The organism is Aeromicrobium panaciterrae, from assembly GCF_039537165.1.
In the GTDB taxonomy this organism is placed as follows: Bacteria; Actinomycetota; Actinomycetes; order Propionibacteriales; family Nocardioidaceae; genus Aeromicrobium; species Aeromicrobium panaciterrae.
Map to the genome: position 1 here is coordinate 22,231 of NZ_BAAAZZ010000001.1, position 20,792 is coordinate 43,022.

At 63.5% G+C, this 20,792-nt stretch carries 42 protein-coding genes; 11 read left to right on the forward strand and 31 right to left on the reverse strand.

Annotated features, from left to right (window positions below; translation table 11 throughout):
* Window positions 1-8: 8 nt before the first annotated feature.
* The 3 genes from ABD683_RS00130 to ABD683_RS00140 are packed head-to-tail and all read right to left on the reverse strand — an operon-like array spanning window position 9 to window position 2,430.
* A complete protein-coding gene (locus ABD683_RS00130; RefSeq protein WP_344766209.1) occupies window positions 9-1,763 on the reverse strand; it encodes a hypothetical protein in 1,755 nt (584 codons plus the stop codon).
* Window positions 1,763-2,275, reverse strand: a complete 513-nt coding sequence (locus ABD683_RS00135; RefSeq protein ID WP_344766211.1) for a phage terminase small subunit — start codon at window positions 2,273-2,275, stop codon at window positions 1,763-1,765. The genes ABD683_RS00130 and ABD683_RS00135 overlap by 1 nt, the downstream gene beginning before the upstream one ends.
* Window positions 2,275-2,430, reverse strand: a complete 156-nt coding sequence (locus tag ABD683_RS00140) for a hypothetical protein (RefSeq protein ID WP_344766213.1) — start codon at window positions 2,428-2,430, stop codon at window positions 2,275-2,277. The genes ABD683_RS00135 and ABD683_RS00140 overlap by 1 nt, the downstream gene beginning before the upstream one ends.
* Before the next feature lie 772 nt (window positions 2,431-3,202).
* Here ABD683_RS00140 and ABD683_RS00145 point away from each other — a divergent pair.
* The 10 genes from ABD683_RS00145 to ABD683_RS00190 all read left to right on the forward strand — a co-directional run bounded on the left by ABD683_RS00145 (window position 3,203) and on the right by ABD683_RS00190 (window position 6,911).
* Window positions 3,203-3,376 (forward strand): hypothetical protein, encoded by a 174-nt coding sequence (locus ABD683_RS00145; protein ID WP_344766215.1) that lies wholly within the window; start codon window positions 3,203-3,205, stop codon window positions 3,374-3,376.
* Window positions 3,373-3,837 carry a hypothetical protein gene (locus ABD683_RS00150; protein WP_344766217.1) on the forward strand — a complete coding sequence of 155 codons (465 nt, stop codon included), beginning with the start codon at window positions 3,373-3,375 and terminating at the stop codon, window positions 3,835-3,837. Before ABD683_RS00145 ends, ABD683_RS00150 begins: the two co-directional genes overlap by 4 nt.
* 95 nt (window positions 3,838-3,932) lie before the next feature.
* The gene (locus ABD683_RS00155) at window positions 3,933-4,118 is read left to right on the forward strand and encodes a hypothetical protein (protein ID WP_344766219.1); all 186 of its coding nucleotides are present in this window, start codon (window positions 3,933-3,935) and stop codon (window positions 4,116-4,118) included.
* Entirely contained in the window at window positions 4,118-4,708 is a 591-nt protein-coding gene (locus ABD683_RS00160; RefSeq protein ID WP_344766221.1) for an LPD29 domain-containing protein, read from the forward strand. Before ABD683_RS00155 ends, ABD683_RS00160 begins: the two co-directional genes overlap by 1 nt.
* Before the next feature lie 95 nt (window positions 4,709-4,803).
* Complete coding sequence (locus ABD683_RS00165; protein ID WP_344766223.1) at window positions 4,804-5,214, forward strand: hypothetical protein; 411 nt, start codon at window positions 4,804-4,806, stop codon at window positions 5,212-5,214.
* Window positions 5,214-5,477, forward strand: coding sequence for a hypothetical protein (locus tag ABD683_RS00170; RefSeq protein ID WP_344766225.1), 264 nt, complete (start codon window positions 5,214-5,216; stop codon window positions 5,475-5,477). The genes ABD683_RS00165 and ABD683_RS00170 overlap by 1 nt, the downstream gene beginning before the upstream one ends.
* A 91-nt stretch (window positions 5,478-5,568) precedes the next feature.
* Window positions 5,569-5,880: a hypothetical protein gene (locus ABD683_RS00175; protein ID WP_344766227.1), complete on the forward strand. Its 312-nt coding sequence runs from the start codon at window positions 5,569-5,571 to the stop codon at window positions 5,878-5,880.
* 2 nt (window positions 5,881-5,882) lie between these two features.
* Window positions 5,883-6,209: a hypothetical protein gene (locus ABD683_RS00180; RefSeq protein WP_344766228.1), complete on the forward strand. Its 327-nt coding sequence runs from the start codon at window positions 5,883-5,885 to the stop codon at window positions 6,207-6,209.
* On the forward strand, window positions 6,206-6,397 hold the full coding sequence (locus ABD683_RS00185; protein ID WP_344766230.1) for a hypothetical protein: 192 nt from the start codon (window positions 6,206-6,208) through the stop codon (window positions 6,395-6,397). The genes ABD683_RS00180 and ABD683_RS00185 overlap by 4 nt, the downstream gene beginning before the upstream one ends.
* A 277-nt stretch (window positions 6,398-6,674) precedes the next feature.
* Window positions 6,675-6,911 carry a helix-turn-helix transcriptional regulator gene (locus ABD683_RS00190; RefSeq protein WP_344766232.1) on the forward strand — a complete coding sequence of 79 codons (237 nt, stop codon included), beginning with the start codon at window positions 6,675-6,677 and terminating at the stop codon, window positions 6,909-6,911.
* Between the two features lie 121 nt (window positions 6,912-7,032).
* Here ABD683_RS00190 and ABD683_RS00195 read toward each other — a convergent pair whose 3' ends face one another.
* Window positions 7,033-7,269, reverse strand: a complete 237-nt coding sequence (locus tag ABD683_RS00195) for a hypothetical protein (RefSeq protein WP_344766234.1) — start codon at window positions 7,267-7,269, stop codon at window positions 7,033-7,035.
* 31 nt (window positions 7,270-7,300) lie between these two features.
* Here ABD683_RS00195 and ABD683_RS00200 point away from each other — a divergent pair, with 31 nt between their 5' ends.
* Entirely contained in the window at window positions 7,301-7,609 is a 309-nt protein-coding gene (locus tag ABD683_RS00200; protein ID WP_344766236.1) for a hypothetical protein, read from the forward strand.
* A gap of 84 nt (window positions 7,610-7,693) precedes the next feature.
* Here ABD683_RS00200 and ABD683_RS00205 read toward each other — a convergent pair whose 3' ends face one another.
* The 27 genes from ABD683_RS00205 to ABD683_RS00335 all read right to left on the reverse strand — a co-directional run bounded on the left by ABD683_RS00205 (window position 7,694) and on the right by ABD683_RS00335 (window position 20,791).
* On the reverse strand, window positions 7,694-7,885 hold the full coding sequence (locus ABD683_RS00205; RefSeq protein ID WP_344766238.1) for a hypothetical protein: 192 nt from the start codon (window positions 7,883-7,885) through the stop codon (window positions 7,694-7,696).
* A gap of 50 nt (window positions 7,886-7,935) precedes the next feature.
* On the reverse strand, window positions 7,936-8,682 hold the full coding sequence (locus ABD683_RS00210) for a hypothetical protein (protein ID WP_344766240.1): 747 nt from the start codon (window positions 8,680-8,682) through the stop codon (window positions 7,936-7,938).
* On the reverse strand, window positions 8,679-8,837 hold the full coding sequence (locus ABD683_RS00215; RefSeq protein ID WP_344766241.1) for a hypothetical protein: 159 nt from the start codon (window positions 8,835-8,837) through the stop codon (window positions 8,679-8,681). The genes ABD683_RS00210 and ABD683_RS00215 overlap by 4 nt, the downstream gene beginning before the upstream one ends.
* Before the next feature lie 544 nt (window positions 8,838-9,381).
* Window positions 9,382-9,558, reverse strand: coding sequence for a hypothetical protein (locus ABD683_RS00220; protein WP_344766242.1), 177 nt, complete (start codon window positions 9,556-9,558; stop codon window positions 9,382-9,384).
* A gap of 313 nt (window positions 9,559-9,871) precedes the next feature.
* Complete coding sequence (locus ABD683_RS00225; protein WP_344766243.1) at window positions 9,872-10,162, reverse strand: hypothetical protein; 291 nt, start codon at window positions 10,160-10,162, stop codon at window positions 9,872-9,874.
* Window positions 10,159-11,193: a DUF5131 family protein gene (locus ABD683_RS00230; RefSeq protein ID WP_344766245.1), complete on the reverse strand. Its 1,035-nt coding sequence runs from the start codon at window positions 11,191-11,193 to the stop codon at window positions 10,159-10,161. Before ABD683_RS00230 ends, ABD683_RS00225 begins: the two co-directional genes overlap by 4 nt.
* Window positions 11,193-11,465, reverse strand: coding sequence for a hypothetical protein (locus tag ABD683_RS00235; RefSeq protein WP_344766246.1), 273 nt, complete (start codon window positions 11,463-11,465; stop codon window positions 11,193-11,195). Before ABD683_RS00235 ends, ABD683_RS00230 begins: the two co-directional genes overlap by 1 nt.
* Entirely contained in the window at window positions 11,462-11,743 is a 282-nt protein-coding gene (locus ABD683_RS00240; RefSeq protein WP_344766247.1) for a hypothetical protein, read from the reverse strand. Before ABD683_RS00240 ends, ABD683_RS00235 begins: the two co-directional genes overlap by 4 nt.
* A gap of 42 nt (window positions 11,744-11,785) precedes the next feature.
* The gene (locus ABD683_RS00245; RefSeq protein ID WP_344766248.1) at window positions 11,786-12,130 is read right to left on the reverse strand and encodes a hypothetical protein; all 345 of its coding nucleotides are present in this window, start codon (window positions 12,128-12,130) and stop codon (window positions 11,786-11,788) included.
* A gap of 269 nt (window positions 12,131-12,399) precedes the next feature.
* Window positions 12,400-13,221, reverse strand: a complete 822-nt coding sequence (locus tag ABD683_RS00250) for a hypothetical protein (RefSeq protein WP_344766250.1) — start codon at window positions 13,219-13,221, stop codon at window positions 12,400-12,402.
* 39 nt (window positions 13,222-13,260) lie between these two features.
* Entirely contained in the window at window positions 13,261-13,563 is a 303-nt protein-coding gene (locus ABD683_RS00255; protein WP_344766251.1) for a hypothetical protein, read from the reverse strand.
* Window positions 13,563-13,823 carry a hypothetical protein gene (locus ABD683_RS00260; protein ID WP_344766253.1) on the reverse strand — a complete coding sequence of 87 codons (261 nt, stop codon included), beginning with the start codon at window positions 13,821-13,823 and terminating at the stop codon, window positions 13,563-13,565. Before ABD683_RS00260 ends, ABD683_RS00255 begins: the two co-directional genes overlap by 1 nt.
* Window positions 13,820-13,990 carry a hypothetical protein gene (locus ABD683_RS00265; protein ID WP_344766255.1) on the reverse strand — a complete coding sequence of 57 codons (171 nt, stop codon included), beginning with the start codon at window positions 13,988-13,990 and terminating at the stop codon, window positions 13,820-13,822. Before ABD683_RS00265 ends, ABD683_RS00260 begins: the two co-directional genes overlap by 4 nt.
* The gene (locus tag ABD683_RS00270; RefSeq protein WP_344766256.1) at window positions 13,987-14,169 is read right to left on the reverse strand and encodes a hypothetical protein; all 183 of its coding nucleotides are present in this window, start codon (window positions 14,167-14,169) and stop codon (window positions 13,987-13,989) included. The genes ABD683_RS00265 and ABD683_RS00270 overlap by 4 nt, the downstream gene beginning before the upstream one ends.
* Window positions 14,170-14,212: 43 nt before the next feature.
* Window positions 14,213-14,392, reverse strand: a complete 180-nt coding sequence (locus ABD683_RS00275) for a hypothetical protein (RefSeq protein ID WP_344766257.1) — start codon at window positions 14,390-14,392, stop codon at window positions 14,213-14,215.
* A gap of 258 nt (window positions 14,393-14,650) precedes the next feature.
* Entirely contained in the window at window positions 14,651-15,142 is a 492-nt protein-coding gene (locus tag ABD683_RS00280) for a hypothetical protein (protein ID WP_344766259.1), read from the reverse strand.
* Window positions 15,142-15,420, reverse strand: coding sequence for a hypothetical protein (locus ABD683_RS00285; RefSeq protein WP_344766261.1), 279 nt, complete (start codon window positions 15,418-15,420; stop codon window positions 15,142-15,144). The genes ABD683_RS00280 and ABD683_RS00285 overlap by 1 nt, the downstream gene beginning before the upstream one ends.
* The gene (locus ABD683_RS00290) at window positions 15,417-15,731 is read right to left on the reverse strand and encodes a hypothetical protein (RefSeq protein WP_344766263.1); all 315 of its coding nucleotides are present in this window, start codon (window positions 15,729-15,731) and stop codon (window positions 15,417-15,419) included. The genes ABD683_RS00285 and ABD683_RS00290 overlap by 4 nt, the downstream gene beginning before the upstream one ends.
* A complete protein-coding gene (locus ABD683_RS00295; protein ID WP_344766265.1) occupies window positions 15,728-16,255 on the reverse strand; it encodes a hypothetical protein in 528 nt (175 codons plus the stop codon). Before ABD683_RS00295 ends, ABD683_RS00290 begins: the two co-directional genes overlap by 4 nt.
* On the reverse strand, window positions 16,248-16,502 hold the full coding sequence (locus ABD683_RS00300) for a hypothetical protein (RefSeq protein WP_344766267.1): 255 nt from the start codon (window positions 16,500-16,502) through the stop codon (window positions 16,248-16,250). Before ABD683_RS00300 ends, ABD683_RS00295 begins: the two co-directional genes overlap by 8 nt.
* Entirely contained in the window at window positions 16,499-17,140 is a 642-nt protein-coding gene (locus ABD683_RS00305) for an ERF family protein (protein ID WP_344766269.1), read from the reverse strand. Before ABD683_RS00305 ends, ABD683_RS00300 begins: the two co-directional genes overlap by 4 nt.
* Before the next feature lie 515 nt (window positions 17,141-17,655).
* Window positions 17,656-19,524 carry a DNA cytosine methyltransferase gene (locus tag ABD683_RS00310; RefSeq protein WP_344766271.1) on the reverse strand — a complete coding sequence of 623 codons (1,869 nt, stop codon included), beginning with the start codon at window positions 19,522-19,524 and terminating at the stop codon, window positions 17,656-17,658.
* A gap of 29 nt (window positions 19,525-19,553) precedes the next feature.
* A complete protein-coding gene (locus ABD683_RS00315; RefSeq protein ID WP_344766272.1) occupies window positions 19,554-19,682 on the reverse strand; it encodes a hypothetical protein in 129 nt (42 codons plus the stop codon).
* Window positions 19,679-19,960: a hypothetical protein gene (locus ABD683_RS00320; RefSeq protein ID WP_344766274.1), complete on the reverse strand. Its 282-nt coding sequence runs from the start codon at window positions 19,958-19,960 to the stop codon at window positions 19,679-19,681. Before ABD683_RS00320 ends, ABD683_RS00315 begins: the two co-directional genes overlap by 4 nt.
* Window positions 19,957-20,253 carry a hypothetical protein gene (locus ABD683_RS00325; protein ID WP_344766276.1) on the reverse strand — a complete coding sequence of 99 codons (297 nt, stop codon included), beginning with the start codon at window positions 20,251-20,253 and terminating at the stop codon, window positions 19,957-19,959. Before ABD683_RS00325 ends, ABD683_RS00320 begins: the two co-directional genes overlap by 4 nt.
* Window positions 20,250-20,525, reverse strand: coding sequence for a hypothetical protein (locus ABD683_RS00330; protein ID WP_344766278.1), 276 nt, complete (start codon window positions 20,523-20,525; stop codon window positions 20,250-20,252). Before ABD683_RS00330 ends, ABD683_RS00325 begins: the two co-directional genes overlap by 4 nt.
* Entirely contained in the window at window positions 20,522-20,791 is a 270-nt protein-coding gene (locus ABD683_RS00335; RefSeq protein WP_344766280.1) for a hypothetical protein, read from the reverse strand. The genes ABD683_RS00330 and ABD683_RS00335 overlap by 4 nt, the downstream gene beginning before the upstream one ends.
* Between the last annotated feature and the right edge of the window lies 1 nt (window position 20,792).

The following is a 20,792-nucleotide window of genomic DNA, read 5'->3' on the forward strand; positions in this document are numbered from 1 at the left end:
GCGGTGTCCTATCTGACTCGGGTGGGTGCTTTCCTCTTGCGGGCCGGCTGGGTGACGCCTTTCGCGAGGGCTTCCAGTCGGGCTTGGTAGGCGAGCACCGCGGCAACGCAGGCGTCGATCTTGTTGGGGGACTCCGGCGTCTCCTTGTTGATGCCGTAGCCGGTCTTCGAGAACCGCCGGCGGGCGTTCAGCACGTGACGTGTGAGCGCACCTGATCCGTCGTGTGACAGTTGCCGTTCGATGACGGCGTCCTCGAAGGTGACGAGAATGTCGTGCACGGCTTTCGCTGTGGCGCCGACCATCCACCACTCGATGGGGTGCTTGGCCGATGACTTGATCTTGAGCTTCGGCCCGTACTTCGCCTCCCAGGCGGCGATGTAGGACTCCCATTTCGCAGGGTCGGCGTAGAACCCCACGACGTTGTAGTTCTTGAACGTCTGTGCGACCTCGCGGTCAACCTCGATGAAGGGAACCGCCCATGGGATCTGCTTGCCGTCTGGTCCGCGCCGAAGTCCCGGCTGTTCCCAGACCTTGATCTCGAACAGGTGACCGTCGGACACGCAGCAACCGATGAGCGCCGTCGCGTCGGTGATGCCACGTGCGCGTTTGCGTGAACCGTCGAAACCGAGAGTGATCGGTTCTTTGGGGTCGACGACACGCGCCGTCGTGATCTTTCCGTCGGCGTCACGTTTCGGACCGACCGCCGCCCAATCCTCAGCACGGATGTACGAGTGTTCATGTGACGTCCGGGCGTTCAGGAAGTAGCGGCGAGAATCCTCGGGATCTTTGCGCGGGTCGAAGAACTCGTCGACCAGCGAGTCGATGTCTTGGTACGACATCGCATCACCGAACGCGTCCTCGATTCCCGCCTTGAGCTTGTCGAGATCGGCGAGGTCGTCGCACTCTCCGTATCGCCAGTCGAGCAACACGTTCGGCTTGGCGCGGGTGCGTCCCTCCATGAGGAGCTCGGCAAACTTGAGCGTCTTCTCGGCGACGGAGTCTTCACCTTCGGCGAACATCGTCGTCGACTCGAAGTACCACGTCTCTGCGATCTTCTTGCGCTTGCGGAGGTTACGAGTGACGGTCGCGAACATGCGCCGAAGTTCGGGCGTGTTGTACAGGTGCGACTCGTCGAAGTTGACCCACGTTTCCTTGCCGCCGTCTTTCGCCGCGGCAGACGCGGTTGACGGTGTGATCTCGCCGCGAGCAGGAAGGATGATGCGGGACAGGCCGGCATCGTCCTTGCGGTTCATCGCGTACGAGAGCGGACCCTCGGTGAGGTTGAAGTGGATCGTGTCGTATACGTTGCCGGTCTGGTTCTCCTCCGTGGCCATGCACCGGATGAACGGCGTCGACACGTGCCGACCCATCGGTTCGCCCTTGGTGTAGACGTACCGAAACCCGAGACCGTACGGGTCCTCGTACACCTCGCCGCCCTCAGCGATGCCGGCGAACCGTGCAGGGCCGAGCGCCTCGAACAGGCCGAACCGTCCGCCCTGGCCCGATTTGTCGGCACCCTTGGGCCTCGAGTAGAAGACCGAGTCGTAGTGCCGACGACCAACCTTGAGCGGGGACGTCTTGCCGGGTGCGTGCAGGGCGTACGCGTCGACGATGAGTTCTGTGAGTTCGTCACCGTGTACGACAGGTTCGCCGATCACGTCGCCGTCGCCGTGGAGGACGAGCTCCTCCATCCACGCGGTGGCGAGCCACCCGAGGGAGAAGTTCCGGTCGTGATCGGGTGCCTGCACCAGCAGGCGAGGCATTAGTCCTCGTCGGTCCCGGTCTTCTCGTCAGGCTCATCGTTCGAGAGGCGCTGACGGCGGGCCTCGAGCGACGTGACAGAAGCCTTGCCACCCGCGGCCGGCTGATCGGTCGGCTCGACCGCGTCGGGCTCCGGCTTGTACTTGAACCCGAGCCGCTTGCGATCGTCGGGCATGATCCCGTACTTCGCCTCGCGGAGACGGATCTCAGCAGCGAAGTCCCACCGGCCGTTCGTCCACATCTTGTGGTGCATGAACGCGGTGTCGACCATGAACGACCACGAGATCGCGGGCTCGCCCTCCATGAGCGGCCACCCACGCAGCGCCTCCCACCAGAGCAAGGTCTGTGGATGCCAGTCGACCTCGCGCTCCTCCCCGTCGACCTTCTCGGTGCCGAGCACGCCGGTCGGAAGCGGGTCGCCGAACACCTCGCCCTTGTAGACGAGGTCGGTTAGCAGCTTCATGTCGCGATCGCGGGACCGCTTGTCCTTGGGAGGAGGACCGTTGCCAGCCATCACTCACCACCAACCTGCACGACCATCAGAGCGCCGCCATCTTCGTCGGCCTCGAGGCGTGTGCTGATCGGAATGGTGATCGTGCCGAGCTCGTACTCACGGTCGTCGAGACGCGTGTACAGAGGGAGCTCGATACCTCCAGCTGGTGCAGCCATCTTCGTTCCTCCCATGTCGGGATTCGGAGCGTCCCTGGCGGACGCTCACAGCAAACCTGGGTGCGGCTTCGGCCGGCGCTTTGTCTGAGCCCACAGGGCCCGAGTCGCTTCGGCCGACTGACGCTGGGTCTCGACCTCATGGCACTCGTGGCACACGGAGAGCAACTGCTCGATCCGATGATCGTGTGGGTCGCCGGCGTGGTGGACCTCAGTCGCACGACCCGTGCACGTGTCCTCGTACGCCAGCTGACAACGGTGGCCGTCGCGGTTGAGCCGACGCTTCCGCAGTCCCTTCCAGTTCTTGGGGAGCGGGCGGTCAGGACGCCAACCAGTCATCGAACACGCCTCCCTCCGGGCCGGTCCCAAGCCCGCGCTCGTATTTCCCCAGACCCACGCGCACAGCGATCACCCGAACGGGACGGTGCGGGGTTGCGGGGGAGGGGGGAGGGTTCCGGCACCGGGTGGCTGGGGCGCGTGCGTGTGTGCCCGTGTACGCGCTTGTGCGTGTGCCTGGGCGTGTGTCCGCGTGCGTGTGCCGGCGTACGTGTGCGCGTGCGTGACGCGTGCGCGTGGGGCGTCCTGCCGGGTGGGCTCGTGTCGTCGAGCTCGTTGGCCAGGTCCCGGAAATTCTTGCCATGACTTTGCGGGTTCGACTTGACACGTTGCGAAGTTGCTGCGTAACGTTCATCTCACCGGGTAGCGACAACTACCCACAACGAACGGAGACAGCATGTTCAACCTCATCGCCCACCTAGCCGCAGTGGCTATCGCCATGAGCACACCCTGTGCCGACGAGAGCGCCAATAACTGCTACTGGGACGCCGGTACGAGCGGCAACGGTCAGGGACAGTCATACGTGGCGCTTGCCACGGCGGACACCGGACCCGCGTGCATCTACTTCACAGCCCGTCCGCAAGATGACTATTGCGAGGACGGTGCACGATGATCACGCGTGCAGAGCGGAAGGCCCGCAACAAGACCGCGCACGCTATCCGCCGTGCCCTCACGGATGCCGACTACAGGGAAGCGAAGACCGCCGGGGACGCGCTCACGTGGCGCGAGGTGTGGGAGACCTACGCCGCTATCCCCGTGGACACGATCCTCCGTGACTACGCGGCCATGGCAGAACCGGCACCGGTGAAGCCCGAACGGGTCAAGGTGAAGCGTTCCGCGCCCCGTCACGTGCAGGAAGTCGGGGAAGCGTACCGGCTCGCCCGTGAGACATGGGAAGCCGGACTGGCCGACGCTATGCGAGGCGCACGAGCCAACGGCAAGCCCGCACGCGGCGAGAAGTACACCGATGAGGAACGGGACTACCGTGCCGCGCACCCGGCGCCCGTGTACCGGGACTTCCTCACCGCGTACTACGCCGACCAACGGGATCTCCAGGGCAGGGAAGTCGCCTAGCCGGGACGTAACGCATGGTGCACCGGCAACGGTGCCCCGTGTGAGTCGCCCCGACTCCGCGCCGCGACAACGGCGCACAACGAACGGAGAAACCAATGCAATTCACACTCAGTATCACGCTCGGCAACGACGCCATGCAGGACGCCGTTGACCTCGAACGGGCACTGGACAAGGTCCGTGCACAGGTCGCCGACCTCGACGGCGGCTGGATCACCACTGCCGACGGCGGCACCGTCCACGACATGAACGGCAACCGTGTCGGCGACTGGAGTGTCTCCTGATGAGCGCCATGGAACTCGAATACGAACGCATTGACTACACCGTGAAGGAGACCGGTCAGGAGATCCGAAAGGCCCTGAAAGCGGCGTTCCCCGGCGTGAAGTTCTCGCTTCGCGGGTCACGCGGCACCGGCTACGGGTGGTTCTCGCTCTCGTGGGTCGACGGACCCACAACCGGTCAGGTCCGCGAGATCACCGGCGGCTTTCAGTCGTCGTACTTCGACGGCATGGACGACAGCAACCACCACATCCCGGCGACGATGTACGCCGACCCTGACGGCGTGATCCGTGAACACCGATTCTCCTGCAAAGGGGTCAACGGGTCCCGCGAGTACACGCCCGAAGCGATCGCATGGATGGACGCCTACATCGACGCCCACGGCGGACCGGAAGCGTTCAGCGGTGGGTACGGACCCGATTACGCATCAGCTCGATGGAAGACGTTCCAGGACATCGACCTGACCGGCATCGAGTGGGACGCGCTCCCCATGCCCGAACCGGGGTTCAAGGGGCGCCACGTGCCCGACTGCTACGCCGTCGACAACGGACGCCCGTACAACTACACCGACGAGGAGCCCACACACCGCGCCTAGACGTAACGCATGGTCACCCGCTCGACGGGTGACCGTGTGAGTCGCCTAGAGGCTCACGGCGCGACAACGCCGACACAACGAACGGAGAACGAACGATGACAACCCAGATTCCCTCAGACCTCACATGCGTGAACTGCTCGCAGGTGAACCTTGACGAGATGGCTTGCCCGAACGATCGGGAGACATGCGTGGAGTGCTGCCCGTGCCATAAGGACGACGACAAGCCCACGGTGGTCGTCGGCGTGATCGAGTGGGGCAGCAACTACGACGACCGGGACCCGGAAATCATCGTGGGCACCACGGTCGACGTTGTGAGGCTCGCGGCGTACCGCGAGACGCTCGACTTCGCGTCACAAGGTGACCCGGACCTCCCAGCACCGTCCGACCTTCCCGACGTGGACGAGACCGACCCGGCGAGCGTTGCCGAGTGGCTCGCACTCTGGCACGACGAGACCACGGCAGCGTGGCTCACGATTGAAACCCTGCCGGTCCTGGGGTCGCTGTGATGACCGCGGAAGTCCCCGGCCAGATCGACATGCTCGACCTACTGGCGGAGATCGAAACGCCCACCGGCGACATATGGCACGTGGTCATGCCGTCCATGGGCCTCGCGTGCGGCATCGACCCGCTGGGCGAGCCGCGACGGGTCCGCCGAATGGTCTTCAACTGGGAAACCGCTTGGGAGCGGGTCACATGCCGGGACTGCCTAGAGATCGGTCTCCCGGCGCTCGTGGCAGCAAAACGCGACATGCAAGGACGCGGTGCGTAACGCATCCTGCCCGTCCTAGGCGACGGGCAGGGTACGAGTCACACCGACTCAACCCGGCGACAACCGGGAACAGACGAACGGAGACAAGACAATGACCACAGACACACACAACACGGTGACCGTGTGGACCGTGACCGGCAACAACGACGGCGAGGTTTGGACGCTCGTTTACGCCGACTTCGAGCAAGTCAAGGCGATGATCTGGTCGGATGTCGTCGACGCCGCTGAGCGTCACGGGATTGACCTGGGCGACGGTCTCGGAACTGACGAGTTCGGAGGCGAGCTCGACAAGAACAGCGTGGGTGATTGGTGCCGATTCATCGAAACCAACGGGTGGAAGTGCCGCATGTACGAGTACGACGAGCACACGCTCACCCTTCCCACCACGAAGGCGGGCGAGTGAACATGAGCAACGAAATCAAAACCCGTCGGTTCATCGTCACCGTGCCTGACATGGCTGGGGAAGAGGCCGACATCTTCGCCGCCGACCTTGAAGAAATGATGCCCAGACGTTTCGGCAACGCGTTCGGCAAGACCGTGAAGGTGAGTCACGCGCTCGGTGAAAGCCTCCCGGAAGCATTCATATCGGCGCGTGTCGCCGGACTCGCCGGGATGCAGTACATCGAACTCGTGGACGAAACCCGCGGCGACTACCCGCTGTCGCCGTTCGAGGCTCGTCAACTCGCGGGCGTGCTCCTCGCGCAGGCCGACTTGATTGAACCGGTCGAATGAGCGCCTACACGGTCGCCGCGACTTGGAAGGGTGAGCAGGTTCATCTCAGCGAGGAACGGTTCGGCGCTCATACCCTGTCGACGCTGAACTGGTCCCCGGTGCCGTTGTCGCGTGAGGATGCGGAGCGGATTAGGGCGAGAGCTGACCGGGACGAGACGCTGCGCGATGTGCGGATGTACGCACTGTGAGCACCTGGGCACAGTTCGCGGCGTACCGCCGGCGGGAGATCCGCCGGCGACGTGGCCAGCAGGTGGCCGGCGTTCGTTGCTTGGTCTGTCCGGCGGTGTTCCCGGTACGGCACCTTGAGCAAGCCGTGCGGCATGCCGTGGCGCACCAGCTCGATGTTGTGTCGTCGGGGCGCGGACCCGACGACACGGTGAGCCCGGAGGCTCGATTCCCCACAACGAACGGAGAAAATCTGTGAGCGGCGACTACAATACGAAGTCACTACGCGAAGGGGAGGCAATGGACCTCGAAGACGTGATCGACGGCACCGAAGCGGCGAAGATCGCTGGCGTGGGTCTCTCGACATTCGTGACCTACGTGAAGCGTGGCCACGCGCCAAAGGAAGTCGGGCGCATCGGCGGACGCCGCGTGTACTCGCGCACCGAGATCGAGGCGTGGGCGAAGAACCGGCCCGGTCGCGGACGTCGTATGGACCTCGCAGCTGGTCGGGCGAAAGCGAAAGCCCTCAACAGCTAGAATCCCTACCGCTGGGTTACCGGGTGTGCGTTGTTGTCGCATCGCCCACCATCCAACGGTGCCCTGCACCAGTGTCGTCCGGTCCGTTCTCTCCGTTCGTGGCCGGACGACACGCTTATGTCTAGCCTGGTCCGAGCGGGTTCTTGCCCTTGCGCCAACCGGATTTGATGTGGAACACCTTCCGGAAGTACGTCTCCGTGAGCTCGGCCGCGAACGTTGGCACGTACTTGACTAGATGCCGGTAGAGCGCCGTCCACGGGTGCGGGTGGGTCGCCCACTTCGCGAGACCGCGAGGGTCCTTCGTCCAGTAGTGCTCGAACTGCTTTCCTCCACGATCGCCTGGGTTCAGGTCTACCATCGAGTTTCACCCCCGTTGAAGGAGTCGAGTCGTGAGGTTGAAAGGTCATCTCGGTTGGATCGAGGCCGACGACCAGTACGTGACGATCGGGAAGAAGCTGCTCGGCGGGAACACCGCTATACCGATCGCGCAGGTTGAAGGGTTCACGTTCATCCGTGCCGATATCGGTCTACGCGCTATGCGGGTCATGGTGGCCGGTACGAGCCTCCACACCGTGATCCGGAACAAGAAGCAGACCATGGCCGACCCGTACACGGTGATGTACCGATCGGGTCGTGAGGACGAGTTCCGGGCGTTCGCGGATGTTGTCATGGCAGCGAAAGCGAAGACCTCCACCTAACACGAAGGCCGCCCCAAATCGGGTGCGGCTGATTTTGGGAACACGTGTTCTAGGTGCACTCACATTGTGCACGCAGGTCAGACGCTATTCAACCTCTGGGTTGCCGTGTCGCCACGCGTACCACTTCGCGGCCTGATTGACCGTGGGCACGTGGAACAGGTGAGCGCCGCCAGGAGCGGTCCCAACCGGATGAATTCGACCCTCGGCGGACCACCGGCGCAGCTGGTAGTCCTTGTACCCGAGCGCCACCAGAGCCTTGCCCGTGGCGAGTTGCATGATCGTCGCTTGGTCCCACGTCAGCTTCGGCAAGACGCGCTTCGGAGCACTCACATCGTTCCTTCCCGTGCGAGCTTTTCGCGCCAGAGCCGGTCGGCGTCGTCGCGGTCGTACTTGCGTCGGCATTTCAGGCACACGATCGCCAGCGGGTCACGCGACAGCGTGAGGAGCGGTCCCTCGCAGAGGACGGGTTCCGTGGACTCGTTGCCAGCGTCACCCGGCTGCAGGACGGTCGGGCACCAAGCCGTAGGACGGAACCGGTAAAGACCGACGGCGTTGGAGAGCTCGGAGTTGAGCTTTCGCATGTCCTTCATGAGTGCCGGTGTCCACGGCTGCTGCAAGACCCATTCCCAAGACCGTTCGAGTACGGCCAATTCGGACGCGATCGTGTACCGCTTCGGACGAGTCGTGAAGCGTCGTTGGGTCCGGACGGTCATCGCCCAACGCTGGATCACACCCACGGCACCGCGTACGTTCTCGATCGGCAGCGACCCGCCGATGAGGTAGTGCCGTTCATCGGCGAGGTCGATCACCTCAACCCGCACGGGCAACGGCGCGACAGGTTTCTTAGTCTGCTTCGACTCGGGGTCTTTCTCGACCGATCCGGGCATGAGGTGAGCAACCAACCGCGGGTAGTTCTTGCGGATGTTGTCGATGTACTTGTCCAGCCGGCGGATGCAGTTGTCGCACAACGTGAACCGGTCGGACGTATACACGGGCTCGAGCTCGTCCTCATCGTTGCGTTCCTCGCACCCGTTCATGCACGTGTTCGGGACCGTGGTGATCTGCTCGGTCATTCGTCTCCCTCGTCATCAAATTTGATCGTGCTGAACCCGTGGCTGAGCTCGTCCATCACCTCGATGCCGTCGTCGTGCAGCATGATCGGCGCTCCGTCGTCGGTCGAACCGATTGCGGTGCCGCCAACTCGCCCGACCCAAATCCGGCCCTTCATCGCCGACGCTCGTAGGGACTGTGCATCGTGTACGTGGCGATCTCTCGGAGTGAGTGCTCACCAAGCGTGAGAGCGTCGCCGGCGGCACCGAGATGAAGGAGGAGGGCGTGGATCGACCTCAGATGTTGAGTGAGCGGTCCAGCCGACAAACTGGCCGCGAATCGCTCGCTGGCAGTGACAGGGTTCGGGCAGACGCCGTCGCCGCGCATTGTGCGGCAATTCCAGCACTGTATGTTGACCTTCTCGCCGCACCGGTTGCACGAGATGTCACCCACCTCATTCCTGGGGCATCCGCATACGACGGATTCCACGACCGGTTGGATCGCCGCAGACTTATCGGGGATGTCAGCCGCAGCATCGCGCTCAGCTTTCGCGGCCCATTCGCACATTCGAGCGACCATCGACTCGCGTTGTGTAGCTTTGAACGAGTCTGGGTTCGGCGCGCACCCGAACGCGACCCAAAGTCGATCCACCAGTCGTTGAACCTCGCCCTTGTCGGGTGGGGTCACTCCGCCGAAGTCGGCGGGGTCATGGTCTGACGCTCTCATCGGTCGGCCTCCTCAACAGCGTCAGCAGCTGACAGTAAATCGGCCGCGAGGGTACGTGCATCGGCTACAGAAATGTCCAACCGGTCACCAGTGCTGAGCCGCTCAATGGTCACAGTGTCGCGCCACGCCAAGTTCATGCGGGCGTGAACCTTCTCGTCGGTCTTCGTGCTCATCGGTCATCCTCCGAGCGTTTGCCACAATTCGGGCAGTGACCTTCGATCGGGAGGCCCAGCATGCGAGCTATGTGGTCCTCGTCCCATCTCGGCGAGTCCGGGTAGTGGCCACGCTGTTTGCAGTCTGGGCAGCGTCGGAACCAAGCGCGTATCTGGATCCATCGCACCCACGCGGCGTCACGCCACGTCCACGCACCGAGGTTGAAGTCCTCTGCGCCCATATTGCCCTCCTGGTATCGGTCTTCGTTGTCGGCTTGAGCGATCTGCCACTGTGCCTCGAGATCCGCCGACGGCTCTGGTTCTGGGTCGAACATCAGGTGTCCCGGTCTGCGTGGACGATCAGCGAGTGCATGACCATCCGCCCCGTGTACTGGCGGAGCTCGAGGAACCCGCCGGCGTTAAGAATCGCCAGCTGCTCGGGCGTGGGTCGCCAGAAGTCAGCCAGACAGGGCATTCCGTCGACGAGGCCATAGAACGCTTCGACAGTGCCGCAGTCCTCGTCGGACACACCCGGAGGTGGGCCGATGTGGAGTGCCCGCCAGTCAGGGTTGTCCTGGACGATCTGGTCCGGGATCGGTCCGGGTGTCATGTTGCTGTACGTCACGATGGTGCTCCTTCGGGGTATTCGTCCCAGGTGCGTCCGTCGAGCTGACGGCCGGCGTTTCGTTTGCCGACGCGCAGCATCGACGCCATACCGGGGTACGAGTAGAGATCGGGATCGGCGGCGTACGTCGTGCCGTCTGGGGCGAAGCGGACTGAGTCGTACATGAACCGCTGCTTGCTCATCTTCGGGTTCGTGTGAGTACCGCCGGAGACCTTGCTCGGCGCCCACTCACCCCACTGCTTGAACAGGAAAGCGGTGCCTGATTCCACGCAGGCGTCCCGGATCGACCTCGCCCAATCCGGGTGCATCGGACGTACATCCTTGCCGGACTCGCCACCGACAATCACCCAGTCGATGCCCCAGTCTTCGGTTTCCCGCGGATCTGGGTATGCGAGCAGTGGCATGTGCGGTGTGAGGTCGACAGGTCCGAGCAGCGGTTCGCAGCTGAGGAACCGGACCGCTGCCGGAGTCGCCAAAAGCAACGGGATTCGGATGTCGGCCCACTTCTGGTCCTCAACCGATGTCCCAAGCCAGACGTTCGGCAATGGCCACGCGTAAGTCCCGTCCGATCGACGAGAATCCGGCAGGACCGACACGCCACGCTTCATCCGAGCGCCGTTGACCTGCAACTTGAACATCGGCGAGCTCAGAACTGACCTCATGATCGCCGGACGCTTCGTGAGCACCTGGAACGTGTGTCGCGGAGCCATGCTCATCACCGCGAACACCTCAGCCAAGAACTCCTGAGTGTTGTCGCCGTGAAACAGGTCGCTCATGCTGTTCACGAAGATCCGCCGCGGTTTCGTCCAGCGGAGTGGCTGGTCGAGGGCGTCGGGGTGCATCGTGAACCCGAACCCTGGACCGCTTGTCGTCGGGTCGCCGTCGTTCTGGTAGCGGGCAGAGCCCATCGCCTTCAATCGCTTCGCCTGCGTGAGCGCGTAGCAGTTGTCACACCCGGCCGATACCTTGTCGCAACCGGTGGTCGGGTTCCATGTCGCGTCGGTCCATTCGATTCCGGTCTTGTCAGCCATCAGACGTCCTTGGGATTGAGGAAGTAGAGCAATACCTGCTCGACCTCGAGCTCGTGTTCTTCGCGCTTTCGCGCCGCGGACGTCTCCGCCTGCTCGCTGGTGAAAAGCGCCAGCTTTCCGAGGTTGGCGGCGAACGTGCCGTCGTAGAGGTGGGGGTGAAGTCGGCGGGCAACGTCTTCGACGTCCGCCAGTTCAGGGTGAGTCGTGGACTCGGCCCGAATCTCCTTCAACGCTTCGCGTAGGACGCCAACCCGGCGATCGAAGGAGCTCATAGAAGCCCCAGCACTTTCGCGGCCTTCTCAACCTGATCCCACGCCTTGCGGTCGCCGCCGTTGCGGTCCGGGTGCACGTTGGCCTGGGCACGCTTGTACGAACTCGCAATCCCTGATTCGGTGTCGAGTTGGTTGGACTGTTCGTAGTCCATCCCGTAGGCGTGCTCGCCGATCGTTGCCCGAGCTTCGGCTGGCGTCATGGCAGGTTCAGCCCCGAGAGCAGTGGCGCCACTGCCCGCCTCGAGGGCGAGGTAGCCGCGGTACTGGTCACCGCCCATTCCGACTTCGTACCGGTCGACCTTGCGGAGGGCCTCGAGCGCCTAAGCGATCGCCCGGACGTTGTCCTGCCATGTCGTGAACGCGTCCGTGGCGTACGTCAGGTGTCCGTGCTTGGAGTCGAAGTGCAGACGCACCGCGGGGGTGTTGACCTTCGCGTTGGCGTAGAGTTCTCCGTCGAGCCGAATCGCACCGGGCAGTACGTCGACCTCGAGGATCACGTTCTTGGCGCTCAGCTGCCGGAGCTCACGTTCGAGCACCGTGCGGGTGGCAGAGAACGGGATCGCTTCACGGGACCACCCGGAACCGGGGCGGGTGAATTGGGAACGCTTCGGCTTGCCCTTGAATCCTGTCCGGTCATCCAGAGGTTTGATCTCGTACAAGCTCATCGGTCAACCACCGACGGGTGGAAATGCGGTGCCTTCGGGTTTGACCGGATGCCACACGCCGCAACGTCGACGCACTCTGGCATCTTGTTGGTCTTGAACCAGGCCAGCGGTGCGAACAAGGTCTGCCCGAAGCGGGCGGAGTGCACGACACCGTGCGGGCGTGGTGAGCGTCGGAGTTCGGGGTCGGTGGGCTTCTGGCGGTTGCTCATGGTTTTCCTTCCGGGAGGATGATGGGGTGGGTCGTGCGTGACGACCCACCCCGATGTGGGCTAGGCGACGTGGCGTCGCTGTGCCCTGAGAATCCCGGCGCCGGCGATCGTGAGCAGAGCTCCGATGACACCGAGGACGAGGTTCTTCGGTGCGCCCGTGTCGGGCAGCACCGCTCCGGCGTCTGACGGTGTGTCAGACGGCGGCGTTGTGGGTGGCGTCGACGTGTCGCAGTCGTCGTCACTGAGAGGGACGATCACGAGCTCCCAGTACGAGTCGCCCTCGATCTCGTAGCCGTCGTCCGCGTTGGCTGTCACGTTGATGACGTTCGGTGCGGACGAGTTCGGCGGGTAGATGATCTCCCCGGTCCAATGCGGACCTGACGACACCCAATCAACGGTGTAGTCGGGGTTCTCGCACGTGGGTTGGGTGATCGTCGGCGGTGCAACCTGGATGCACTCACCGCCATGCACGACAGTCGAGTAGTAGTCGTGGGGTTCAAGCTGGGCGTCGTCAGCGGGCGAGTTCAGGACCTTGAGGTGCTTGAGGTACTGCTTGTCCTCCTTGTCGCGGATCCAGTACGTGTCGTGCTGGAACTCGACGGTCTCCCCGCACGCCGGCGTGGCGCCGCACTCTTCCCCATAGACGCGAGTCTGAGGCCACTCGTACGTGCCTTCAACGCCGTCAGATGTTGCCATCTGCCAACACGCGTCGACTTCGTACACCTCGAACACGGGCTTCGGCTTGTCGTGCTTGGCGGTCTCTCCGTTTGCCGCGGACGTGTCCGAAGTTGTCGTCTCCGGGACGGTGTCCGTGGCCATCGCGGGCGCCGCGACGAACAACGTCGACGTGGCGAGCGCGATGACCGCGATCAGCTTCTTCATGTGCTTCCCTTCTTCGCGTGACCGGGTGGTCACGGGGTCTCAGTGGCGCTCTTGCGCCTGACGGCGGGCCTTCGCGGCACGGCGGATCGCTAATTTGCGGGCCTTCCGCGCTACTCGCTCCGGGTTGCGGATGTGGCCTTCGCGGACGAGCCGACGTGACTTGTCCTGAAACAGGACCGTCCCGGTCGTGCCGTCACGGATGTCGTTGCTGATCGAGACGGAGACGATGTCGTGGTTCTTGACGAGCCAGTGCAGGTCCCGATCACGAGTTCGCCACCACAGGTGAAGCACGATGATCGTGAGAAGGATCTGGCTGACGGCGCACCATTGCGTGGCGTTCATCAGCTCTTGTTCGCGATCGCCGCACGAATGGACTGACCCTTGACGATCTCAACGACCTTCCAGCGGGTGTCCTGGTCGGATGCGTGCTCGAGGGCGTCGAGCTTGCGGCCGAACACGACCGCGTCGAACTCGGTCTCGTTCTCGGCGTTGTACGCCACGAACAGCTTCTCGACGCGCTCCTTCTTGGGCGGCGCGGCCGGCGCACTGGGGAGTGGGGCAGCGGCGGTCTTCTTCGCCGGGGTGGGGGTGCCTTCGGTCATTGTGTTGCTCCTTTGCGCGGATGACCCTCGTCTGGGTCGGGGATGAACCCGATGCCGCTGGTTGCGGCCGGGAGGTCTTGCAGGTGCCCGACCATGTCGACGGTGATGTCTTCACGGATGGGCTTGTCGCGGGTGACCTCGAAGGTCAGAGCGAGGCGGATCTTCACGGCTCGGGGTCCGGAACCATGCCGGATACGACGACCGAAAAATGTCGGGGCGGGTCGTCGTTGTCGTCCATTTCTGCGACGCGGTAGACCCATATGGGTTTGATTTCGATGTTGGGATCGGGTCCGACCGAGTCGACGTGGGCCATCACAAACGCCCAAGCGTCGGCGAGCTCGTTCACGGTGGTGGCGAGCCGGGTTGTCCGTTCGACTGGGGATCTGGTTTCAGGCATCGTCGGCCTCCCGAACCTCCAGGGCGGTGATCTGTCCTCGGAACCCGACCCGAACCTTGACAGGGGATGTCATTGGCAGGCCGGCGAAGTCGCAGTCGGTGAGTACCTGACGGAGATCACCGAGTATCAGACCCTTTGTCTTGTCGGTGGCCTTCTTCGTGATGGTGAGCATGGGCGTGACCGTTCTGGCCGGTGCGCGAAGCGCCCGTGCCTGTGTGAGTGAGTGATGAATTCGTCTTCGTTCTCGCGCACGTGTCGGTAGGTGAGAAGAAGGATCTGCGCGTGGAGAGCACCTACGACTCGCTGCGCGAGTCGGGGTGCTGGTGGTGGTGCAGGTATGGGTGAAGGTAGAGGTACAGGTACAGGTGTGTACGGAACCGAGTTTTTGCCGTTCCCTAAACCCTTCCGGTAACCCTTTGGGGAACCCTTCTCATGGAGTCATAACAACCCTTCGATACAAGATCGGGTTGCCCTTCTTGACTCCACCGAGACCGTCGCCGCCGACCCATCCCTTCAAGTCGGGATCGTCGAGGTACGCACGTCGTAGCTCTGCTTCGATGACGTCACGCAGTTTGTCTGACATGACCTCGCCGTAGTCGGCCGACATGCCCTGGGCGACGTTCGGTTGAGTCAGCAACCCGTCGTGTCGGATGAATGACCGGATGAGCATTTCGTCGGTGTCGCGGTCGACCACGACGTACCGGCGTGCCTCAAGCTCCTTGATGTCCCGCTCCACGTCGTCGACGGGCCAGTCGCCGGCGCACTGAGCGAGGCGCCGCGGCCGGTAGTCGAGAACACCACAGAGGTTGATCCGGGGCTGGCTGAGCAGCACAAAGAACGTGTGCTGCAAGTCTCGGTCGAGCGACTTGAAGTCGGGGTCGGACCAAATGCTGAGTTGGATCTGTGCGAACTTTCGGCCCATTAGTTGCTCACCTCCCGGCTTGTCATGGCACGTCGAGCTCGTCGCTCCTCACGCTTCTTGTTGCGCTGGTACACGCGTTCTCCCTCGCGCACGTAGTCATCCCGCACCCCGTAGAGGTAGCGCGTGTGGGCGTCGCACACGTCCTGTTCGTTCGTCCACACGTACCGCTCGGGACGCGGCTTCGGCCCACGCTTTCTCGGGACCGGTGGTGTCACGACGTAGCGGTCGATCAGACCGTGCCGTTCCCACCTGCCGGGTGGGAGGTCGAGCGTGGTCATGCGTCGAGGCTGGCGCGGACTTCGGCAAGCACGTTCAGGATGTCCTGGTGGCAGTCGCACGCCGTGTCGTCGTCGTACAGGGACGCACATGAGGGATCGTGCTCGAGACCCCTGAGGAGGGCTCCTTCGGCGACACCGAGCACGTCGGCGGCGATGATCGGAGCCGCCGGCAGGACGATCTTGAGGACGGATGACAGTACGTTCCGACGGTCGATCGGGTCGAGGTTGTTGATGTTCAGGTCTTCCCCGACGAGCGCTTGGCCTGCCGTTCGTACGGCGTCGGTGAGGTCGGTCAACTGGTAACTGGTCATGGAGATCCTTCTTCGAGCTCGTCGGGCGCCTCAACGGTGAGGACTTCGGTGGTGAGGAGGGTCAGGCGTCCGTCGTCGAACGCGGCGAACATGTTGTCCGCTTGGTCTTCCGAGATACGGACCGAAACGGTCGGGTCGGAGAGGACCTGCCGGAGTCCGGGGATCACTTCGCCCGTGGTCTCGTCGACGTAGAACCCGTCGACGACCTTCGCGGCCGACGTGACGGCCTTGGTGTAGGCGCCGTGCACCTGTTCCCGCGGTTCGGGCTTGTAGACGTTGTGCGGGGAATGTTCCTTGACCCAGGCGATGTACTCGGCCTCGTTCTCGACTCGCAGTTCCCGTCGGCCCTTGCTGACAGACACGGTTGCGATCTCGGTGCCGTCGGTGAGGGTCGCAGCTTTCCGGTCGCCCTTGTCGAGCACCGCCAACACCTCGGCGTTCACGACCTTGCGGGCTTCCTTGAGGCGGTCCTCGAGGAACTTGGCGACGGCTGCACGCACGGCAGCGGTCCGGGTGTCAGACATCGTCGAGCCCCAATCGTTCGTTGATTTCGTTGCGAACCTTCACGAGTTGTGTTGGTGTGAACGCGAGGTTCGAGGTGAGTCGACCCGCCTGTAGGCAGTCGATTCCGAGTCCGAGAACGGCGATCAGGTTGGCGGTTCGCTGCTCAGAGACGAGAGCCTCGGTGGAACGAGCAACCGGCGTGGGCAGGTCAGCAAGCCGTTCTTGTTGGGATCTAGGTGTCGGGCCGCGCTTCGGTCCGTTCTTCACGTCTGCTCGCCATCGTCAGGGATGGGCAGGGTCCGGAGATGGGTCTCGAGCGCGGTCGCTTCGTCCAGGGTGAGCTCGTTTGGGTGACCGATCTGGCGTCCGATCACCTCAGCTACGAACGGCAGTTGCCCTTCGTCGACGATGCCTCGCTCGTGCATGAGTCCGCCGATGCGAACCATCTGCGACTCGGTCGGCCGTGCTGGACCGTCGCCTCGCTCGTAGATCGCGTGATCGGGGTCCGGGTCGTCGGTTGGCAAAGTGAGCGCCTGCAGGAGCGCGGTGCGGAACGCGACAGACATGGCCTTTGGTGCGGCCTTGTCGCCGGTGTCCCACGCTTCACCGATCACCCGAGCCGTCATGGTGTCGCCGGCAGGACCATGGAAGACGTAGTCGACGAGCACTCGGCACGCCGTTGAGGGCTTCCCGTTCGACGTTGAGACGGTGTCGTACCTGACGTCCGCGACGACCGGGGTGATGATGACGCCATGCTTGCGGAGCGCAGGTCCGACGGCGTTGACGACGGCGTCGATGCCGCGGAAGTTGAAGTTCTGGAACTCGTTGTGGTCCCGCTTCGCGACGTGCGAGACCTCGCCCATCACGTTCGCGAGAGCTTCGTGGACGGTCGGCTTGTCGGTCATGAGATCCATCTCCTTCGGAACTGGCAGAACAGTTGGTGCTCGTTGTACGCACCGGGGTCGGACACGACCCGCTGAACGGGGTCGACGGACAGGTCGGCGATCACACCGGTGAGGTGGCCACAGCGCCCGCAACGTTCGGGGATGAAGTCGCTCATGCGTAGATCACGTCCCCGTTGTCCTTGAGGAGCACGCGCCCGTAACGGAGGGTCACGGGCTCGGCGGTTGGGTCGGTGCCCTGACGGAGGACAAGGCCGGTGTCGATCGCTTCATTACGGTGGGACTCAACCCAGCCGTGACAACCAGTCGTGCCCGACCCGCAAAGCAGGATCAGGTTCGACGGCTGATTCGTGTCGGCTTGCTTCGAGCCGCCCATACCTCGAGGACGTCGGTGGTGCACCGATCCGCCGTAGGCGTAGATCCCGCACCGCTCGCAGCACTTGTTCGCCCGCTCATACACGAGCTCTCGGACGGTCGCCGTAGCACCTGTCATACGAGCACCTCGTTAGACAAGGGCCTCATGCAGCGACCGCCTCGCTGTGCCAGACCGCCCGAAGGCGACCACAGATCCACTGGCTGACGGACGGAGAGACGGCGTTGCCGAACCCGTCCACCTGGTCGCGTGCCGATCCCCAGACCTCGAAGCTGCCTTCGTACTCGCCGAAATCAACGTCGAATCCGCAGCCACGCCCAATCTCGTGGGCCATCATCATGCGGAAGTAGCAGTCCTCGAGTGCGAGGTCCGCGAGAGCTTCGGTCCACTCGGCTTGCAGCATCGCTGTCGTATCCCGCGATGTCAGTGTTCCGAACGGATCGGTCACTGGGTGTGGTGCTGTCTCAGTGCCTTCAGAGCCGTTCTGCTTGTACCAACCGGAGAACAACATCCCTTGGGTCAGTGCAGAACCGACCACCGTTCCCAGAGGCTCATCGACCGGGTGAGCTCGGTACTTGGCCTCGTCGATCGAGCCGTTGTGCTTGATCGTGCCAGCCGCAGTGAGGAGACCTGGGATCTGATCAGACGTGACCGTCGGCATCGCCTCCGCGTGGGTCGTCGGCTCAGTGTTCTTGCGATACGGCAGCACACCGCTCGACAGGACCGCCATGGTTTCCGATGCAGCTTGAGTCGGCAGAGGTTCGTCCACGCCACGTGGTGCGCCCTGAAAGTTGTCGATCGCAATAGCGACGGGTGGTGTCACAAGACCTGTGCCGTTGGTTGCTGTCTGCGCCCAGAGTGGATCGGTCAGATTTCTAGACCGGCACTCCGAGCCCGGACGCTCGTACGTGTTGCCGGCAGCTTGCATGATCGCGCCCGTCGAAAGGACCGCAGTCTCCTGCTGACTGGTCTGGGTGGCCATCGGCTGCCATGGGTGCCTCTCCGATCCACGAATGGCCTTGGCGGGCATCAGGACAGCGGGGAATTCAGCGAACTTCTGACGGCACCGGTCCGCCCGAGCCATCGTTGCCTTCGCCAGCGGGCTTGAGTAGAACTCACCAGTGGTCTTGTCTTTGATCTTCTTCAAAGGCATGTCGCCAATCCGCGTGCCCAGGTTCGACAGATCCATCGACCGCAGCGAGTAGCCCGACGGTGGAATGACCTCGTTCCGGCACGACGGGCACCGGTAGACGTACTGCTTGCCGTATCTGGTCGATCCAGTCGGCGTGGGGCCGGTCTTCCACGTCCACACCGCCTCCACAGCGGTCGAGCATCGACCGCACCATGACACGGGACGATGGTCGAGGTCGGGCGCCGGAATCTTCCGGTCCCAGAAGACCCAGTAGGCGCGATCGCGTGACTGGTCGACGTCGAAGAATCGCGAATTCAGGAACAGGACACGGTGGTCGTATCCGAGCTTGCCGATCTCCTTCAGCCACCACCGGTATGTCGACCCGTCCCCGACTTTCCGCTTTCCCGGAACAGCTGGTCCCCATGACTGAAGCTCGGTGGTGCATTCGACGAGCATCAGCTTCGGGTGATGTTGAGCCGCGTAGTGCAGGACGCAGTTGGCGGTAGCCCGGTCCCGCTCGGAGCGGGTGACGGCGTCGTCGAAGTCTGGATCTTCGAGGTCGAACAGGGAGAGGCCTTGCGCGTATGCCTTCTTGGTGTTGGCCTGCGAGTGGTTCACGCAAGAGACGCCGGCCAGCAGCAGATCGGCGGCGGGTAGGTCCCGAACCGAGTGATAGTCCGACGACTCAGGATTCACGAGGTCGGCGATGAAGTGCTCGGCGCCGGGGTGATTAGCCTCGTGGACCTCGACCTTGTAGCGGTTGTGGTTCGCGGCCACGATCGTGAGGAAACCCGCGTGCTCGGCGCCCTGCGTCATCCCCCCAAAGCCTGAAAAGAGATCCAGGCAGGTGGGGTCATCGTGGCTGTACGTACGTCGACGCACGGCCGGACGGTGTTCGGCGGTCCGGGTACTCACTCGTCGTCACCACCGAGCACGCTCGTGACGAACGGCATCCAGAGCGAGCTAGTGACCCATGCGAACAATCCGGAGATTGTCAGCAGAGTGAAGAACGGGACCCACGCGTCGAAGAAATCGCTCATGGTTTGACCGCCGTGATCGTCCGTCCTGAGCCGTCGACAGCGTCGCCGGTGAGACGTTCCTTGACCTCACGTTCGACTTCGAGCATCGCGAGCGGGTCCTGCTGGATCCGGTCGCTGATCCTGTTGGCCAACTCGTCGGCCGCTTCTTCAGGGATGCCTTCGAGGGCAGTCAGCAGGGCGGTAGATGCACCGCTCGTGAACCCGTCGAGCCAGATGAGCACCAGCATGTCGACGACGCCTTGGCCTTCGAGGAGGAATGCCTTCGGTTCGTTGCTCATGTGCCTGTCTCCAATGCGAGTAGACGGTCGATCTCGGCGGCGCAGAGAGCGCCGGCCTTCTCGAGCTCGTGGATTCGGTCTTGTGGGGTGGGCTTCCAGAACTCGGGGAGCCATGGCCAATGCAGTGATGCGTGTGCGCCGCGAAGTTCTGGTGGGCGGGCGTAGCAACCGGCGGCGCGGGCGAGTTCACCCTTCGTGTACTGGGCGTCGTGCGCCGGGTCGAAACCTTCGGACTCGATCTGGCGTTGGCGTTCGGCCGCGATTCGGGCTGCTCCGTCTGGCTGATCGGTCATGGCTTGATCCGTTCGATGGCGAGGATGTAGTCGGGGCAGCTGACGACGGCGTCGCATGTGTGGCATCGCCATGTGGCGCCGTTTTTGAACTGCTCGCAGTGGTGATCGCAGAGAAGGACTGGCCATGAGGCGGCGAAACAGTGGGCGCGCATCGTGGCGATCCACTCGGCGGGGCGCGTGCAGTCGGTCCGCTCCGGCAGGTCGACTACGGCGCATGCCGGGTCGAAGTCGAGGTCTTCGAGGATGACTGTCTGGTCGTCGGTGATCGTCATGTCCGACCCCTCGGGGTCATCATGGGACGTTCCGCTTCGAGCGCCGCCACTTCGGCGGGGTCGGCGTGCAGGAGCTCGGCGTCGATGGCGAGGTCGTCGTTGAAGTCGCCGATGTAGTCCTTGACCGCGGCGTCGCGGTTATCCCACCTGACCATCGAAATGAACCCGAGGATGACGACCACGGCGACGATCACGACAGTGACCTTGAACCCGATGACGTCACCAGATCCGGCAAGTTGCTCGGCGGGCGTCTGGGGTGAGTTCACT